Source organism: Paenibacillus kyungheensis, from assembly GCF_028606985.1.
Classification (GTDB): Bacteria; Bacillota; Bacilli; order Paenibacillales; family Paenibacillaceae; genus Saccharibacillus; species Saccharibacillus kyungheensis.
On the sequence record NZ_CP117416.1, the window covers coordinates 3,822,957 to 3,839,362 of the forward strand.

General features: G+C 38.9%; 14 protein-coding genes. 4 read left to right on the top strand and 10 right to left on the bottom strand.

The window, feature by feature from the left end; translation table 11 throughout:
• Positions 1–76: 76 nt before the first annotated feature.
• From PQ456_RS16330 to PQ456_RS16345, 4 genes are all read right to left on the bottom strand, one after another.
• On the bottom strand, positions 77–934 hold the full coding sequence (locus PQ456_RS16330; protein WP_273613243.1) for a formate/nitrite transporter family protein: 858 nt from the start codon (positions 932–934) through the stop codon (positions 77–79).
• Positions 935–1,290: 356 nt separating this feature from the next.
• Complete coding sequence (moaA, locus tag PQ456_RS16335) at positions 1,291–2,310, bottom strand: GTP 3',8-cyclase MoaA (RefSeq protein WP_273613244.1); 1,020 nt, start codon at positions 2,308–2,310, stop codon at positions 1,291–1,293.
• A gap of 67 nt (positions 2,311–2,377) precedes the next feature.
• Positions 2,378–3,205: a formate dehydrogenase accessory sulfurtransferase FdhD gene (fdhD, locus tag PQ456_RS16340; protein ID WP_273613245.1), complete on the bottom strand. Its 828-nt coding sequence runs from the start codon at positions 3,203–3,205 to the stop codon at positions 2,378–2,380.
• A 5-nt stretch (positions 3,206–3,210) separates the two neighbouring features.
• Positions 3,211–3,561, bottom strand: coding sequence for a Na-translocating system protein MpsC family protein (locus PQ456_RS16345; RefSeq protein WP_273616339.1), 351 nt, complete (start codon positions 3,559–3,561; stop codon positions 3,211–3,213).
• A 497-nt stretch (positions 3,562–4,058) separates the two neighbouring features.
• On the opposite strand from PQ456_RS16345, the gene fdhF reads away from it, so the two are divergent.
• The 3 genes from fdhF (at position 4,059) to PQ456_RS16360 (ending at position 8,790) form a co-directional block, all read left to right on the top strand.
• Positions 4,059–6,998, top strand: a complete 2,940-nt coding sequence (gene fdhF / locus PQ456_RS16350) for a formate dehydrogenase subunit alpha (RefSeq protein ID WP_273613246.1) — start codon at positions 4,059–4,061, stop codon at positions 6,996–6,998.
• Between the two features lie 390 nt (positions 6,999–7,388).
• A complete protein-coding gene (locus PQ456_RS16355; RefSeq protein ID WP_273613247.1) occupies positions 7,389–7,883 on the top strand; it encodes a helical membrane plugin domain-containing protein in 495 nt (164 codons plus the stop codon).
• A 187-nt stretch (positions 7,884–8,070) separates the two neighbouring features.
• Positions 8,071–8,790 (top strand): stalk domain-containing protein, encoded by a 720-nt coding sequence (locus PQ456_RS16360; RefSeq protein WP_273613248.1) that lies wholly within the window; start codon positions 8,071–8,073, stop codon positions 8,788–8,790.
• A 150-nt stretch (positions 8,791–8,940) separates the two neighbouring features.
• On the opposite strand, the gene lpdD is transcribed toward PQ456_RS16360, so the two are convergent.
• On the bottom strand, positions 8,941–9,303 hold the full coding sequence (gene lpdD, locus PQ456_RS16365) for a prenylated flavin chaperone LpdD (RefSeq protein WP_273613249.1): 363 nt from the start codon (positions 9,301–9,303) through the stop codon (positions 8,941–8,943).
• A 230-nt stretch (positions 9,304–9,533) separates the two neighbouring features.
• Complete coding sequence (locus PQ456_RS16370) at positions 9,534–9,968, bottom strand: LysM peptidoglycan-binding domain-containing protein (protein ID WP_204823093.1); 435 nt, start codon at positions 9,966–9,968, stop codon at positions 9,534–9,536.
• Positions 9,969–10,303: 335 nt separating this feature from the next.
• Between PQ456_RS16370 and fabV the strand changes: the two genes are divergently transcribed.
• Positions 10,304–11,500: an enoyl-ACP reductase FabV gene (gene fabV / locus PQ456_RS16375; protein ID WP_273613250.1), complete on the top strand. Its 1,197-nt coding sequence runs from the start codon at positions 10,304–10,306 to the stop codon at positions 11,498–11,500.
• A gap of 100 nt (positions 11,501–11,600) precedes the next feature.
• On the opposite strand, the gene PQ456_RS16380 is transcribed toward fabV, so the two are convergent.
• The 4 genes from PQ456_RS16380 to PQ456_RS16395 form a co-directional block, all read right to left on the bottom strand.
• Positions 11,601–12,401 (bottom strand): hypothetical protein, encoded by an 801-nt coding sequence (locus PQ456_RS16380; protein WP_273613251.1) that lies wholly within the window; start codon positions 12,399–12,401, stop codon positions 11,601–11,603.
• Positions 12,402–12,448: 47 nt separating this feature from the next.
• Positions 12,449–12,868 carry an integrin alpha gene (locus tag PQ456_RS16385; RefSeq protein ID WP_273613252.1) on the bottom strand — a complete coding sequence of 140 codons (420 nt, stop codon included), beginning with the start codon at positions 12,866–12,868 and terminating at the stop codon, positions 12,449–12,451.
• A gap of 267 nt (positions 12,869–13,135) precedes the next feature.
• The gene (locus tag PQ456_RS16390) at positions 13,136–14,416 is read right to left on the bottom strand and encodes a helix-turn-helix domain-containing protein (RefSeq protein ID WP_273613253.1); all 1,281 of its coding nucleotides are present in this window, start codon (positions 14,414–14,416) and stop codon (positions 13,136–13,138) included.
• A gap of 129 nt (positions 14,417–14,545) precedes the next feature.
• A complete protein-coding gene (locus PQ456_RS16395; protein WP_273613254.1) occupies positions 14,546–16,231 on the bottom strand; it encodes a methyl-accepting chemotaxis protein in 1,686 nt (561 codons plus the stop codon).
• Positions 16,232–16,406 lie beyond the last annotated feature (175 nt).

A 16,406-nucleotide genomic window follows, 5' to 3' on the forward strand; every position in this document is an offset into this window, starting at 1 on the left:
ATACATTCACATCAAAAAAGAAGCATGACCGTATACACGCGGTTCTGCTTCTTTTTTCGATGTATAACATACAATATTAATGTTTGATATGAACAGTCGATCCGCTTAATCCTTGCTCATGATAGTTGTTCGTATCGCTGACTGCTTCAGGAGACATACTAGCTTCTGTTGTATATCGATACGCTCCGAAATATGCCAACGCGACAAAGATAGCTCCCCCTACTAGATTTCCCAAAAAGACAGGCACAAAATTTTCTACATATTGTGTCCATGTAATATCCGAACCTGCAAAAATAGCAGCTGGAATCACAAACATATTAGCAATAACGTGCTGAAATCCGATAGCAACGAACGCCATAATGGGGAACCAGATCCCTACAAATTTACCGACTGAATCTTTGCTACCATAAGCGAGCCACACTGCCAAACAGACCAACCAGTTACAACCAATCGCCGATACAAAAGCTTCACCAAAACCTTCGTTCACTTTGGCATGAGCAATAGCGAGTGTTTTTGCTAAAAAATCGCCTTCTGTTAATCCAACCACATGTCCAAAAAAGTAAGCAACAGCAATAGCACCGATAAAATTAGACAGCAATACCAGTACCCAATTTACCACTACTTGAGATAACGTAATTTTTTTGGCAAACCATGACATCGCCATAACCATCATATTCCCTGTTAATAGCTCTGCCCCTGCAAGAATCGTTAACATAAGACCGACAGGAAACACCGCTGCTCCAAAAAATCCAGCGATCGAACCTAATTCTTTAGGCGCTGTCCCGATCACACGTATATCTGCCAAAAATCCAAGCGAAATAAAAGCGCCTCCAAGAAAACCTAAAATAAGTACTGTCCAGAACGGTAATTTTGATTTTTTGAGACCATTTTCAGCGGTGATATTCATAATTTCTTGCGGGGTGTAAAAAGACATTGTAAACCCTCCATGTTCATCGTGGTTGTTACTCATTGTTGGTATCATCAGTTCAAAAACGCCAAAAAACCACCATTAACAATGCCCTAATATTCCTCTTATATATTCTAAGCATCAAGAGGTCTAGAGAATAATTAATGCTGGTTAATGCCCTTACAGACTCCTATAAGGATATCAATCAACGGTCGATTCAGGTTTAAAGCAAAAACATCACATGAGTCTGCTTCAAACACATATTGCTACTGCTCATTAAGATTAATCTCGCCTTAGAAATTTGTCAATACTGTGACAACTAAAATTTTGCAATATACAATTCTGCTACATTTTGAAATAAAAAAATAGAAGGGTTGCCCCTTCTATCCTCCAATATGCGACATTTCTACTTTATGACCATTCGGATCATTTTTGTCAGACGCTAATCCTCGTTCTAACGAATACTGGTCTTTACGATTGGTCCATACCGCTTGTATATAATCGGCAATCTGTTCATCACTACGATCTGAACGCAGCCACTCTCTTAAATCATGACCTTTTGTAGCAAATAGACAGGTATATAATTTGCCTTCTGCTGACAATCGTGCTCGTGTGCAAGAAGAGCAGAAAGCTTCCGTTACTGAAGAAATAAAGCCTACTTCTCCGATACCATCTGCAAATTGATAACGTGTAGCAACTTCGCCATCATAATTCGGTGCGATCGGTTGAAGTGGGAAATGTTCTCCGATCCGATCCAGTAATTCTTGCTTGCTGACTACATGCTGACGATTCCAGCCATTGCTATTGCCTACGTCCATATATTCAACCATTCGCAGAATATGACCTTTTTGCCGGAAATAATCGACCATCGGGACAACAGCATTTTCATTGAATCCTTTTTGTACGACCATATTCACTTTGACTTGAAGTCCCGCTTCTGCCGCCGCATCAATCCCATCAAGCACAGGCTGAACACGACTTCGACCGCCATTCATCTGTAAAAACATATCGTCTTCCAGACTGTCCAGACTCACAGTGACACGATGAAGCCCCGCTTGTCGCAGACTTACAGCCATACGAGATAACAGACTGCCATTGGTCGTTAGCGAGATATCTTCTGCATCCAATCGAGATAGACGCTCTATAATATTAGGCAAGTCTTTACGCAGTAAAGGTTCTCCGCCGGTAATTCGTAATTTTTTGGCTCCTAGTGATACAAATATTTTAGCAATTCTACCGATCTCTTCCTCTGTCAGTACGCTTTCTTTAGGTAAAAAAGAATAATCCTTACCAAAAATTTCTTCTGGCATACAATATCGACAACGGAAGTTACAGCGGTCTGTGACAGAGATGCGTAAGTCTCTTAATATACGATTATGCTGATCTTTTGAAGTCATAGACACCTCTCCATTCCTCACTTATACCGTGTTGCAACGACTTCGAACTGTATATTTATTTTTCGGTTTCCTACTAGAGTATCATAGAATCCGGTGCTATGTCCTGACATTCCAAAATTCTTTGTGAATGTGTATATACATTGCAAGAATCTCCGCGAATAAATCCAACTGTGGTTATACCCAAATGATCGGCTAACTCTAACGCTAGCCCTGTAGGAGCAGATTTGGACAAAATCACTTCACAGCCAATCTTAGATACTTTCGTCAAAATCTCGGAAGACATCCTTCCGCTAAATACAATAATTTTACCTTCTAGACTTAGATTCTGCTTTAAGCACCAGCCATAAATTTTGTCCAAAGCATTATGACGACCAATATCACTTCTTGCTACAATAATCCCATCAGGATCACACAAAGCAGCGGTATGCACACCACCGGTATGCTGAAATAATTCTCCACTGTGTTGCACTTCATCCATCAGCCGAAAACAATCTTCAAACGACAACGTAACATTTACTGTATCCATTACTTTGGCTGTACGAGCATCGTTAAAAAAAACAAATCCTTGCCGGCTTGTTCCGCAACATGAAGTGATATAACGCTTCGTAAACAATTGACGGTGCTGAGGTTTCCAGCGATCTGTGCGTACATGGACAAAACCTTCTTCTGGCTGTACCCACAGTTCTTGAATATCGTCATATTGTTTAATGACCCCTTCAGAAGCTAAAAATCCTACCGTCATATCTTCAATATATTCAGGCGTACAGACTAACGTAACAAATTCTTCGCCGTTTACTTTGACTGTAATCGGTTGTTCACGAACAACCTGATCTGTGGTCGTGCTGACTTGTCCGCGCCGATAACGCACAATCGTACGGTCTTGTTGCAATTCTTGATCCATCTGCCTCATCCTTGCTCAATATTTTTTTCAAAAACGAATACAGAGATGGCAAAATCATCTTCCACCTTAATATCGGTAAACAAATGCTGTAGTTTAGAACCGCATAATTCTTCCATCCCATCTGGAACATGCTGATCATATAGACCTTGAACCATCTGTGTACGTGCACGGTGTACCATTTCTTTGCCTTCAGGAGTAAGAGCAATAAATTTTTCGGTAGGTGTAAAATTCCCCCACATTTTAGTAATTGCCATATTATCAACAAAGGTCGTATGAATCCGTTCAGGGCCTTTGCCAAATGTATCTTTACGTACTTTACGTACAATTTCATTGAAAGTTGTTTCTTTTTTCATCAATAATCCTCCTTGCTCTGATGTTTTGATCATACACCTCATTTTGTAGATTTCAACTATTCCAAGCTAGCATATCATGTTAATTGTGTCTTGAAATTTCACAAAAGAAGAGTATAATTTAGAGTATTCACATTTTCGTCATAATATAAGGGGATTGGTCAGTTAGTATGTCATTGCTAAACGATTACTCCACTTTAAAAGTGCTACCTGAAAAGAGGTAGTGATTTTAAGGTGGAGTTTTTTTATGCTCTTTTTTCTATACCCTTTATATGTATCTAATAGATAATAATACATATAAAAGAAATAAAAGTATAAATATTATACTACAATTATCCGTTATCCATTATATTATGCGCTAATGCTGGCGATATTTTGTAAAACCCTAGAAGTAAGATATCGGGTTGCACCACGATCATTTTTGATTTCACTAGAAGAAGCCGCATTTATAGTGCCAAATGCTTACATCTAGAAATACAACTGTTAAATAAAGGGGTATCTGCATGAGCGAACAACCTATCAAAATTACAATCAATGGCGAATCGTATGAAGCTGGTTCTGGATTAAGTGTACTGAATGTGATCAATCTTGCTCAAATTGAGCATCCACAAATCTGTTATGTTCCTGAAGTCGATCCTATTCAGACGTGTGATACGTGTATTGTTGAGATCGATGGCAAATTAGCACGCGCCTGTTCGACTATCATTACAGAAGGCATGAATGTACAGACCAACTCTGTCTCTGCCAAAGCGGCACAAACAGAAGGTATGGATCGTTTACTTGAAAATCATATGTTGTACTGTACCGTTTGCGACAATAATAACGGCAATTGCAAACTCCATAATACGGTCGAAGCGATGGGTATCGAACATCAAAAATACCCTTTCCAACCTAAAGTGCCTACAACCGAAGTGGATATGTCTCACCCATTTTATCGCTATGATCCCAATCAATGTATCGCTTGTGGTCAATGTGTAGAAGTGTGCCAGAATTTACAAGTCAATGAGACGTTGTCGATCAACTGGGAAGCCGAACGTCCATACGTAATGTGGGATGAAGGCGTTTCTATCAACGAATCTTCCTGTGTAAGTTGTGGGCAATGTGTCACGATCTGTCCATGTAATGCTTTGATGGAGAAATCAATGCTTGGCGAAGCTGGATTTATGTCCGGGATTGGCGAAGAAATGCTTAATCCAATGATTGATCTAATCAAAGATGTAGAACCAGGATACAGCGGTATTTTTGCTATTTCTGAAATCGAAGCAGCAATGCGTGATACACGTACTCGCAAAACCAAAACTGTCTGTACTTTCTGCGGAGTTGGTTGTTCATTTGAAGTATGGACTAAAGGTCGTGAGATTCTTAAAGTACAGCCTTCTCATGATGCACCGGTAAATGCTATTTCTACTTGTGTTAAAGGTAAATTTGGTTGGGACTTTGTTAACAGTGATCAACGTTTGACCACTCCACTGATCCGTCGTAATGGTGAATTTGTAGAAGCGACATGGGATGAAGCGCTGGATCTTGTAGCTGAAAAAATGTCAGCAATTCGCAAAGAACATGGTAGTGACAAATTAGGATTTATTTCTTCTTCCAAAATTACAAATGAAGAAAACTATGTGATTCAGAAATTAGCTCGTCAAGTATTTGAAACGAACAATGTCGATAACTGCTCTCGTTATTGCCAATCTCCTGCTTCCGATGGTCTGATGTCTACTGTAGGTATCGGTGGAGATGCAGGTACGATCAAAGATATCGCTTCCGCTGGTCTGGTTATTCTAATCGGCTGTTCACCGGCTGAAGGTCATCCGGTACTGGCAACTCGTATCAAACGTGCGCACAAATTGCATGGTCAACAATTAGTTGTCGCTGATCTACGCAAGCATGAAATGGCTGAACGTGCAGATCTATTTATTCGTCCACAACAAGGAACAGACTTCGTCTGGATTACAGCGATTATGAACTACATGGTTGAACAAGGCTGGCATGCAGCAGACTTTATCCAGCAACATGTTAACCAATTTGATGAATATCTCAAAGCATCGGAACCGTATACACTGGCTTATGCAGAAGAAGTGACCGGAATAGCTCAAGCTGAATTAATCCGAATTGCTGAAATGATTCGTGATGCAGATGGTACTGTTATTTGTTGGGGTATGGGCGTTACGCAAAATATCGCTGGATCACATACATCCGCAGCAATTTCTAACTTGCTGTTAGCAACAGGTAACTATATGCGTCCAGGTGCAGGAGCGTATCCACTTCGTGGTCATAACAACGTACAGGGTGCTTGTGATATGGGTACTTTGCCACCATGGTTGCCAGGTTACCAACATGTCTCTAATGATGAAGCACGTGCTAAATTTGAAAAAGCTTATGGTGTATCGATCTCTTCTGCTCCTGGTAAAGATAATATTGCTATGGTTGATGATATTGCGCGCGGAGAACTTAAAGCGATGTATCTTGTAGGCGAAGACATGGCATGGGTCGATTCCAATGTGAATCATGTACATGAAATGCTCGCTCAACTTGAATTTTTTGTTGTTCAAGATGTATTTTTGTCCAAAACGGCTCAATTCGCAGATGTTGTGTTACCTGCTGCTCCATCACTTGAAAAAGACGGTACGTTCTCAAATACGGAGCGTCGTGTACAACGTCTATATCAAGTGCTTGAGCCTTTGGGCGATTCCAAGCCAGACTGGTGGATTACAACCCAACTTGCCAAACGTTTAGGATTCGATTGGGGTTATACTCATCCTTCTCAAATTTTTGATGAAATGGCAAGTCTGACTCCTTTCTTCTCTGGTTGTAATTACGATGTATTGGAAGGTTGGGGAAGCTTCTTATGGGGTTCAAGCACAGGCGAAAGTACACCTTTGCTTTACACCGATGGTTTCCATTTCCCGGATAAAAAAGCTCGCTTTTCTCTCGTACAATATGTTCCTGCGGCTGAATTCCCGGCTGAATTTGATCTAGTGCTCAATAATGGACGTTTACTTGAACATTTCCATGAAGGCAATATGACGAACAAATCTAAAGGAATTAATCGTAAATTGCCGGAAGTGTTTGTTGAAGTCTCTCCTGAGCTTGCAGCGGCACGTGGCGTTGAAGATGGTACACTCGTTCGTCTGGAGTCTCCATATGGAGCGATCAAACTAAGAGCAGTCGTTACTGATCGGGTACGTGGTAATGAAATCTATGTACCGATGCATTCTACTAGTCACGAAACAGCTGTCAATCTGTTAACCGGTTCTGCTGTTGATGTACGTACACATACACCTGCTTACAAGCAAGCTAAAGTACGTATGATGGTCTTAAATGTTAAAGGGGTTAATCCATTACCTTCCTCTAATCCTCGTAACAAAAAACGCCATCCGCAAAATGGTGTTGAGGTGCAGCGCAAATGGAATCGTGATGATTATGTTTCTTTGGTGGATATGTAGGTGGGAGGGTTGATGGCGCTTCGTGAGTGAATTGTTCTTGTCGTCGCTGTTGTAACAGAATCCCTTGATTTACCGCTGGGCGGTAGGGATTCTATTACAAAGGCGAGCGCTTCGCTCTTTCAGAACAATCTCACTCCCTTCGCTGGTGCAACTTGGGGTTGTGGAGCAGGGTAAGGCATAGAACCTTTTAAAGAGTTTAGTCCTTTTAGTGAGTTGAATAAAGTAGTTGGTTTTATAGGGCTTGGCTTTATAGGGCTTGGGCTTTACTTTTATCTGTTCTTCACTTTATCTACTTTCATTTTATTTGTTCTTTTTTTATTGTTGGGCTTGTGGTTTGGATGTTTGATGGTGAATTTATATGTTTTGAGTGGGAGAAAGGAGAATGAATATATGGCGACTCCGATTACTACGATTCGGAAGCGGGTGCTGACGGAAGAGGAACAGCAGCAACAGACGATTGATGAATTGAAAAAGGAATTAGCTGAATCTAATGCGGCTCTGGCACGTTCGATGTCAATTTTGCGGGAGTTGAATGATAGCGGTATTTTGGAAGCGGCTGAATCTATGCTCAAAGCAAAAGCACATATTGCAGAGATTGCGCTCGGGCAAGTATCACGTAAAGAAATCACTAATCTAATTAATAACGGGATGGCGGCAGCGGGTGCGTTAACTGCGGTTGATCCTGCGCAGACTACCCAGTTAATGAACAGTGTTACCAAAGGATTAGAAGAAGCAGGCAAAGACGATAATACAAAAATGGGTGTATTTTCGCTGATGAAAGCTTTGAAAGATCCTGATATCAATCGAGCGATCCGATTCGGTATGCGATTTATGAAAGGACTTGGTCAAGGATTGAAAGAAAAAAATCCTGCCGATCATTCCTAATATATAGCATTAACTATAGCAGACAGTACAAAGTTTATTGACTTTGTACTGTTTTTTTTATATCCAAGTAGTCCTATCATATCTATCCAATCATATCGATAAAGTAGCCTTTAAAAACTTGACAATAGGTTGTTAATCGTTTATTTATAATAGTGATTGCTACTTTATTACTCAGGAGGGATATTTAATGAACAAAAAGGTTGGTTTGGGGATTCTGGCAGCTACATTGACATTTGGAATAGGGACAGGTGCTCTAGCGGCGACAGGATTAGAACCTATCAAAGCTTATTTGAACAGTACAATTTCTCTGAAAATGAATGGTACTACAGTTACTGCTAAAGATGCGAATGGCAAAGCTGTTCTCCCTATTACTTATAATGGTACAACTTACTTACCTGTACGTGCAGTAGGCACTCTAATGGGAACTTCTATTACGTATGACAGTGCTTCTTCTTCTGTTATTATCGGTGGTTCTGGTAATACAGGCTCGCCTACAACACCTGTAGAAACAAGCTCACAATCGTTAAGTACACTGGGCACCAAAGTATTAGGTTCCTCAGACTGGCATACCAAAGATCCAAGCAATACCGTTTACAAAGATAAAGATTATAAAGACGTATTTCTGTACACTGGCGAAAATAACCAGAGTAAAAGCTTTCAGATTATGACTGACAATAAATATTCCAAACTACATCTAGAACTAGCCTCGCTTAGCGGTAATCAAAAAATTGTGATTATGAATCAAGATAACACCACCCTCAAAACACTATCTCTAGCTCCTACAAATGGAATGGTTAGCGCTGATGTCGATGTCTCCAACACCAAAGCTGTTTTTGTTGAGATTACAGATGCTGATAATGATTCCAAATTATTTGTACCGTTAACAACTTCTTCATTAACTAAATAATCTATAATCAATTTATGTTGCAAAAGAACGAGAGAATAGTGTTAACGATAGATAGAGTATTCGTTGACTTATAATCTCGTTCTTTTCTATATACATCTACTCTTGAGTGATCTGCGCAAATTAGTTAAATAGTGAATCTTCTGGCTTTGACTATGATTTTATAGATTGACTCTCCTGCAAATGAAGTATCAATTCATTTCCCATCTCTACTACCATTTCGATCACTTGATTAATCTCTTCCCCACTGATCTGATCAATATGAACTCCTCCACAGATCACAAAATTCCCACGCCATTGTTTACGTAAGTGAATAGCGATTTCTTCTGTAAAATAAAATTCTTGATGTTGCTGAAATTGGATCGTTTGTAGTGGTTGGCTCGGAGTGCCTGCGGTAATGGTTCCTATATGAGGACGATCTCCTCCACTGATCAATATCACGATATCGTCTGTCCCCATATAGTAAACATCCATTTGGATCTGGATTCTTCCTCTACTTTTATGTATATGAATCATAATCTCTCCTCGCTTTCTTTAATTATTAAAAGCGAACAGGTCTGATGACACAATGAACTTTATAACAATGATGTGTATTGTCTTTCTGCTAAATCAAACAAAAAAAGCCAACGCTCGGGGGAACGTTAGCTTTTTTATATATAAACTACTCCATAAGCATTTGGCAGATACTTAAGGGTAGATAATATTTAGGCCGATCAGATGGCAGTTGATCGAGAATGTCTAAATTCTTATTTTTGAGGAATAGTCAATTGGTATCCAGCAGGTAGAAGGTTGTTGGCAGCAACCAATTCGTCTACAGTTACACCATATTGAGCAGCGATTTCAGTAAGGCTAGCACCTTGTGGAAGAACTACAGTGATTTTGTTATTTGTTACTGGCTCAGTTGTTTTTGTAGGCTCAGTAGTTGTGTTGTCTGTTGGTGTAGTAGGTTCAGTTGTTTCGTTAGCAGTTCCGAACATAGAGTTGATTTGTGCACTTACAGAATCTACATAAGCTTGGTTGTTAGCACGTTGTTCTGCTTTGTCTTTGTTTTTCTCGTGGTTGCTTTGATCGTTAGAAGCTGCAGATACTTGGTTAGCTCCGATTGGTGCTACAACTGCTACTGCTCCAAGACCTAGTGCTAAAGTAGTTGACAATAAAACTTTTTGAAATTTGGTATTCATGATTAATTTCTCCTTTGGGATGTTAGCTGTTTTTTGGTAACTAATTTTCTCTTAGTAACCTTATGAATTAATAATAACATTAATTAAAGAATATTGCAATACTATTTAAAAATATTTTATTATATTTTGTGCAATTATTCTTCGATATTATTTATTAACCAACCTATCTAAATTTTAAACAGCTCTTTCCTACTATTTTTGTACTATTTTTACTTTCCAATAACGCTTCTATCTCTTCTTAATCGAAGCTTTAGTTGGTGATACGGTGTACTCATTCGCAAAAAATGCTACAATACGAAAGATGATGTAAAAAGTGAAAGCGAGGAATCCTCTCTATGATTATTAAACCTAGAACACGTGGTTTTATTTGCACGACAGCTCACCCTGTCGGCTGTGCACGTCAAGTTCAAGAACAAATTGAATATGTACAATCTCAACCTAAAATTAGCGGACCACGCAATGTACTTGTGATCGGTGCTTCTACAGGATACGGATTGGCTTCTCGCATTGTAGCAGCATTCGGTGCAGGCGCTAATACGATTGGTGTTTATCGTGATGGTGGTTCTGTCAAAGGACGTACTGCTTCTGCTGGTTGGTATAACTCGGCAGCTTTTGAACAAGAAGCTCAAAAAGCCGGTCTCAAATCTTGTAGTGTGATTGGCGATGCTTTTACCAATGAAATCAAAGCCAAAACGATCGAAGCGATTCGCAAAGAATTCGGTCAAGTCGATACTGTCATCTATAGTGTAGCGGCTCCACGTCGCACAGACCCAGCAACAGGTGAAACATTCAGTTCTGTTCTTAAACCTATCGGTGCTGAGTATACGAACAAAACGGTTAACTTCCATAATGGCGAAGTGACTCCAATCACGATCGAGCCTGCTTCTGAAAAAGAAGTACAAGATACCGTCAAAGTTATGGGCGGTGAAGATTGGAAATTGTGGATGGATCAATTACACGAAGCAGGTGTATTAACTGAAGATGTAACCACAGTAGCTTATTCTTATATCGGTTCTGAAATTACACAAGCGATCTATCGTCAAGGTTCGATCGGTCAAGCAAAAGATGATCTAGAACGTACTGCTCAACAAATGAATGATCAATTGAGTGCTACAGGCGGACGTGCTTTTGTCTCTGTAAGTAAAGGATTAGTGACTCAATCCAGTTCGGCGATTCCTGTTGTTCCTCTTTATATCTCAGCATTGTACAAAGTCATGAAAGAAAAAGGTATTCATGAAGGTTGTATCGAGCAAATGTATCGTCTATTTGCAGATCGCTTGTATACAGAAGGCCCTGCTCCTGTCGATGAAAAAAATCGGATTCGTATTGATGACTGGGAGTTGCGCGAAGACGTGCAAGCAGAAGTTGCTGAAATCTGGGATAACTTAACATCAGAAAATATTTATGAATTGACTGATCTGGAAGGATATCGTCGTGAATTTTTCCAATTGTTCGGTTTTGAGACCGATCATGTTGATTATGAAGCTGATGTAGAACCCGATGTAAAAGTTCCTAATATTTATTCAGAATAAGCTTGTCATACCAAAAAGCACATGCCTATCTCACATAGGATGTGCTTTTTGTGTATAACTATAGTATAAGGATAAAAATGATCTACATCTCTTCTACCTCTCATCGCGTAGCTCCAAATACATGTTGTAGATCAGCAGACTCCGATTGCAGTGATAGCACTAATTGGGATGGATCTTCAGGCAAATAGATAACACGAATAATCTGTCCTTGTTGAACTTGAGCTAGACTGCTTTTAAAAATTTCTTTTTGCACATTTACAGTTAATGTCTCTCCTGACGGTTGAGTCATACTAAGTGTAAGTTGAAGACTTATTTTATGTGCGTCGATATCTCCTAAAGGTACAACATCGATTATTTTAGCGTACGCTTGTTGACCCTGTGTAGCGATATTCATCATTTCTGGTGACACGCCTTGTTTGATCATTTGCTCATTTAATAATTGCTGTGCTTCTGCTTGCGAGACCGGCCCTTTCCAATCGATTCCTATTTTAGATGGATCTTTAGGAGAAACGAGTAATGGAATCAGTGCACCTGGTTGAAATTGAGCCAACGATGTAAGCGGCACTACAGCACGCAATTCAGCAGGATATGAATCTTCGCCCTGACAGGTCACAATCACTTTACACTGAATTTGCGGTTGCTCATTGATATAAGTACCTGTTTGTTGAATAGACTCAATAAGACCAACTGCGGACTTGCCAGATTTAACAGTTTTGAGACTGAATACTGTAGAAAGAATCGTGGGTATAAAAATAAGCGCAATTCCGATATAAAGCAAAGGATGATACCACGGTTGATCTATGACTTCTAGCACATCGCCCCCTGTTATATTCAAGTACATCGGTAGTCCCCATACAAGCGCTATACATAGTATACCTATTGTTAGCAGAATTTTTTTCATTATTATTGCTCCTTATTTGTTCAAATGGTTGTTTGTTTGGTTGTTAATTATGAAGAAGATATGATTCCCATATAAATAAAATTAGCAGGTGAAGATGGATGAATGCCTAATCCTATATGATCACCCGGACGTGGAATATGCATTTTAGATACCATTGTTTCTAATGTTTTCTGATATCGGGTTCCATTGTTCTCAGTCACATCTAAGACCAGAATAATAATAGGATCAAAATTTACTAACTTGCCTGTATCTTTTACAGAGATAACCTGTGCGGTAGCAGTGATCGGAATTTGTCCACTTGCAGAGGATTGGGCTTGGCGTGCCATCTCTAGGCTAGCATTTATCTGATCTCGCTGTTCTTTAGGAACTATAGTTTTCATAAATAATCCGCTTAATCCTTTGCTCATAGCTTGATCTGCTTGCTCCATATGATCTTGCTCTTTTTTATTTCGTTTAAAAAATCCCATAGGTGTATGCTCCTTCTGTTCAGGTATATTGTGGTTCTGCTTTTATTATATAAATGCTTTTGACACACAACAATAGATACAGGCACATACAAAAAAAGCAGACAAATCGTCTGCTTAATCTATCTTTTCTATCAAAATAGGGTTCGTTTCAGTAAATATTCGCAAACAATACGTACAAATCTTTGCTTGAATTCTTTTTCACACCTAGATATTTGTAAATTGATCAATATTTTTATCTAAATGATATAGATATATGAGCCAACAATATTAATAAGTACGTAACAAATAGACTAATTTTCGATAATACTGAGCAGCTTCTTTGTATCGTCGCTGATCTTCTGATACAACTGCTAAAGCTTCATATAATATACTGAGTCGGGTAGATTGATGGATTGATTCAAAGTAAGGCAAACACACCAAGGCTTTTTCAATAAACAGTTCCGACTGTCCTTGAGACAAAGCTATCTGACTTTCATAAAATGTAACAGCCATCTGCTGATCCTGATGAAGAGTGAGCGTATTCAATTGTTCGATATGATTTATTACGGATGCCCAATCTTTGGTCGCAAGTGCTATCTCACAACGATAAATAAGTAATACAGGCCACATATTTTGCTTTGTTTCTTCAGACTGATGATCCACCATCGCTTCAAATCGTAGAATCTCTGCTTCTGCCTGTTCTAGTTGCTCTGTCATGGTTAACATCATAATCCGATTATTCATAATCACACTTAACATATCACTTTGATGTTCTGCATAGACGAGATGAGCTTCTGCCATAGAGAGAGCAGTTAGCGATTCTTGTATAAATTTCATCGAAAAACAGTAACCACTATAGATGATATACAGACCGGATAATCGGTGAAACCATCGCTGTTCATACACTTGCTTCATAATTTGTTCAAAGGTTTTTTTCGCTTCTTCAAACTGCTTGGTATGTACATATGCTTCCATCCGAATATGTTGCGCTGTAAGCCATGTTTCACTACCGGTCTGAAGCAATGCAATCCAGCGTTCTACTTGATGCAGAACATCGTAATATTGATGCTTGGAGCGGAAATGTTGAATTTTATAAAATAACAACGCTTTGAGTAATGGAATAGGCAACAGAATATCGTCCGGTCGTCCAAACTTATCCAGATAAAAATTCAAATACGATTGATGCAAATAGTTGTACGCATCATGATCATTCAATTGTTGAAAATAGGTCGCTTTCATCAAAGCCGTTGTTAATTCTATCGTTAAAGTATCATCACGATCAGGAAGATCATTTACTTCTTGCTCAGGAATACTGGAAGCTTGCATCGATAATCGTTCAAAAATCTGTTCAGCACGTTGTAATGTCTCCAGATCATCAGCTGCTGTACGTTCCAAATACACCTTACTCACACCCAGACGTTCAGCAATCTGCTCTGCCAAGTCTTCTGGTAGTGGATAACGTTCTGCTAAAATATTAGCAAAATGAGCTTGAGTGACTAATCCTTCCACCAAGTCTTTACGAGTAATCTCCTTTTTTTTGCACAAATAATCAATACGTTCTTTTAGCATAATATAACCTCCTTGAACGATTGTTGTAGACATGTAGCTACTGCTCATTGTAATCAAAAACAACCTGACGGTCATCTATTCTGTTGGTTTATGCACAGAATAAGTGATCATCAGGTTGTGAGAGATTGATTATATTTTGAAGCGACTTACTAATGCTTGTAAATCTTCGGCAAGGCTTGTTAAAGCGACAGCAGAATGTAAAACTTCTTCACTAGAAGCTAATTGCTGTTCGGTTGCCGCTGCAATTTCCTGTGTGCTATCTGATATTTCTTGCGTGCCTTTAGTCATCGTTTGCATAGAATCGGCAGAGTTTGCAAACGAATCGTTAACATGTGAAGCATTGGAAGCAATACTTTCAGTTTTGGTAGAAATTTCTTCAACAGCACGTAAAATATCATGGAATTGCTGTACTGTTGCTTTGGTCATTTGATTACCTGTTGCCACATCTGTTTGAACAGTTTGAATAGCAGACATCGTAGATTGAGTTTCTAACTGAATATGACTGACCAGTTCTTTGATTTGTTTTCCTGCATTAGCTGATTGTTCTGCTAATTTTCTAACTTCTTCTGCAACGACTGCGAATCCACGTCCATGTTCTCCAGAACGAGCTGCTTCTATAGAAGCATTTAAAGCAAGCAAGTTCGTTTGAGAAGAAATTTCATTGATTAGGGTAGTAACTGTATCTATCTTAGTGGCATGTCCTGCCAGTACGCTAACACTTTGATCTGCACGAGACACTGAACTTTGGATAGACGTCATTTGCTCGCCTACACGTTCTATAGACTCTGTTCCTTTTTCAGACTGCTGTTTCATCAATTGCGAGAAGTTCACCATCTGAGCTGTATTATCTGAAATTTCAGACAATTTGTGGAATGAATTTTGTAAAGATGTAGATTGATACCCTAGTTGTTTGGCTTGTCCACCTGTCTGATCTGCAATCACTTGCATCGATTCAGCAACCTGTTGAGAGGTAGACTTGGATTGCTCTGCACTGGCTGAGAACTCTTCTGCTGAAGCTGCAACCATATCAGATGATACCCCGATCTGGCTAACAATCGAATGTAATGTAGCTACAAAAAGATTAAAACTAGAAGCCAATGTACCAAATTCATCTTTTTGCTTCAAATCAATCGTTTGAGTCAAGTCTGCTTCACCTTGAGCAATCTCTAACATTTGACGATTTAATAGATGTAACGGTTTGAGGATAGCACGTAATAAAAGAATACCTAGAATAATGCCTATTACAGACGAAACGATAATGACAACGACAATAACGACTTTACTGATATGTGCTTGTGCTTCGTTTTGCGCTTGTAATTGAGCTACTTCTTGATCCAGTTTGGTAATCACATCATTGACTACTGGTGTTAATGCTGTTTTGCGTAGTGTACGTTCTTCTCCGAAATGATATTGACTTGCAGCGGTAGGATTTTCACTTTGTAATTTGACAACATTAGCATTTAAATCCAAGACTTTAGCAAAAGTGGTACTGATGTTTTGCAAAGACGTTTTGTAAGGTGCACCTGCGGATGATTGTTGTAACAACTGTAATATATTATTAATTTCAGTGATCTTTTTCTGCATCTCAGGTACGTATTCTTGTTCACCTGTAAGTAAGTAACCACGTTCATCATTTGAAAGTCCTGCTAATCTAAAATCGATTTGTTTCATATTTTTTTGCATTTCCATTTTCGATTGCAATAGAGCACTCTGTTCAATCGTATTAGAGATGGTGACATAAGATAATATCCCGCTTCCTAAAATAGTAAAAATCAATAAACTGATAGTGGTGATTAATCGTGTTCTGACTGTCATGGTGTATCTGCCTCCGGTATATTCTTGTATAAAAATATTAGTAAATAAGACCTAATAATATTATCGAATTTTGTCGTATTATGTATTAGCTTTTTTCGAAAATTTTACACTGCGTTAACAAACCAAAAAAACTTTATCTCTGGTATGATAAAGTTTCGTGTTTATTTTATATTTT

Coding starts and splice junctions, on each gene's coding strand:
- fdhD (WP_273613245.1), bottom strand. CDS start 3,205: ATGGATCAAGAATTGCAACAAGACCGTACGATTGTGCGTTATCGGCGC.
- PQ456_RS16330 (WP_273613243.1), bottom strand. CDS start 934: ATGTCTTTTTACACCCCGCAAGAAATTATGAATATCACCGCTGAAAAT.
- PQ456_RS16360 (WP_273613248.1), top strand. CDS start 8,071: ATGAACAAAAAGGTTGGTTTGGGGATTCTGGCAGCTACATTGACATTT.
- fdhF (WP_273613246.1), top strand. CDS start 4,059: ATGAGCGAACAACCTATCAAAATTACAATCAATGGCGAATCGTATGAA.
- PQ456_RS16390 (WP_273613253.1), bottom strand. CDS start 14,416: ATGCTAAAAGAACGTATTGATTATTTGTGCAAAAAAAAGGAGATTACT.
- PQ456_RS16385 (WP_273613252.1), bottom strand. CDS start 12,868: ATGGGATTTTTTAAACGAAATAAAAAAGAGCAAGATCATATGGAGCAA.
- PQ456_RS16370 (WP_204823093.1), bottom strand. CDS start 9,968: ATGAATACCAAATTTCAAAAAGTTTTATTGTCAACTACTTTAGCACTA.
- PQ456_RS16395 (WP_273613254.1), bottom strand. CDS start 16,231: ATGACAGTCAGAACACGATTAATCACCACTATCAGTTTATTGATTTTT.
- PQ456_RS16355 (WP_273613247.1), top strand. CDS start 7,389: ATGGCGACTCCGATTACTACGATTCGGAAGCGGGTGCTGACGGAAGAG.
- lpdD (WP_273613249.1), bottom strand. CDS start 9,303: ATGATTCATATACATAAAAGTAGAGGAAGAATCCAGATCCAAATGGAT.
- fabV (WP_273613250.1), top strand. CDS start 10,304: ATGATTATTAAACCTAGAACACGTGGTTTTATTTGCACGACAGCTCAC.
- PQ456_RS16380 (WP_273613251.1), bottom strand. CDS start 12,401: ATGAAAAAAATTCTGCTAACAATAGGTATACTATGTATAGCGCTTGTA.